General features: G+C 56.4%; 1 pseudogene. It reads left to right on the forward strand.

The window, feature by feature from the left end:
* Window positions 1-253 precede the first annotated feature (253 nt).
* Window positions 254-796, forward strand: a pseudogene (locus QUB70_RS32635) (ketoreductase domain-containing protein); the annotation flags it as partial.
* Window positions 797-1,456 lie beyond the last annotated feature (660 nt).

Below are 1,456 nucleotides of genomic sequence, written 5' to 3' on the forward strand. Positions count from 1 at the left end.
ACCAACAGGTGCGGCGTTAGCAGGTGTGGCGAGAGTTCTGCACCGTGAGTACCCTGGTCTCCGTGTATCTACGATCGATCTCGATACCAGCGACTTGTTATGGACTCAGCCAAAGGAAGCCGCCGCTCTTGCAGCCCGAGTTCTCGCTGACCCGGGCGAACGGGCTGGCGGGAACATTGCTTGGCGGCATGGCAGGCGGTTTGTCCAGTCGCTGGAGATGGTGGAGCCATTACCCAGCTTAGATGCGAGTCCGATGCTCACGCCCAACGGAGTTGTTGCGATCGCCGGAGGTGCAGGAGGCATTGGCAGCACCATAGCTAAATGGCTTTCAGCGCAGTACCAGTCCCGGCTGGTGTTGATCGGCCGCCGCGCGGTCAATAGCGAAATTCAGCAACTTCTCGGTGAGATTAGCAGCAACGGCGGTGAGGCAGTATATTTCCAGGCAGACATCATAGACCCAGACCAGACTCTGCGTGCAGTCAACGCCGGTCGCGATCGCTTCGGAACCCTTGATGCCGTCATCCATTCGGCGATCGTGCTCGGAGACTGTGCGCTGCACAGCGCCACTGAGGAATCCTTTCGCCGCGTACTCGCTCCGAAGCTGGAAGGTTCGATCAATCTTGCCCGCGCCGCAATCGAAGGTGGCGCGAAGCTACTGGCGTTTTTTTCCTCAGCAAATGTCTTCTACGGTAATCCGGGACAAGCCAACTATGTTGCTGGATGCGCGTTTAAGGATGCCTTAGCCCGCAAAATAGCTGCCTCATACCCGATCGAGGTCAAACTTCTGAACTGGGGATTTTGGGATGAAGTTGGGATTGTCGCATCCGCAGACTATAAATCGCGTATGGACAAGCTAGGAGTTTCTGGGATTACTCCGACTATTGGCTGCGCCACATTTGAACGAGTGATGCGAAGTTCCCTTGAACAGGTTGTGTCGATCCGTTGCGGACCGGAAATGCGAAAGGAACTGGCCGTCCCCAACGATCGCCCAGCACAACAGATGCCAAATGTTCATGGTTCGGCGCTCCGCGAGGCAATGAAAGCCCTTCGCGGCAGTAAAACTCCAGATGTGAGTCTGCAAATCACAGATGCCTTGGCAGCCCTTGAGGAACTCAGCCGGATGCGTCTTCTAGCCACTTTTCGCGAACTCGGAGATACCAAACTTCCTGTCGCTGAAGGCAGTGCCAAGCAGCTTAGAGAGGCATTGATTCCTGTCTGGCAGGTGGCGAAAGCTAACCGGGAACTGGTTGACCGTTCGCTCCGGTGGGAAGCGGAAACAGACATTGTTCGCAAACGGTTTCCGGAGTTGTCTCCGCACTTGGCGCTTCTTGAAGTCTGCGTAGCGAGTTACCCGCAACTGTGGCGCGGTGAGGTTGCAGGTCATGAGATCCTCTTCCCGAACGGTTCGAGCGACCTCGTGGCTCCAGTTTACTCCGGGAGCGATCTGGCAGAGAGC

It is taken from the genome of Microcoleus sp. A003_D6, from assembly GCF_036702825.1.
Lineage (GTDB): Bacteria > Cyanobacteriota > Cyanobacteriia > Cyanobacteriales > Microcoleaceae > Microcoleus.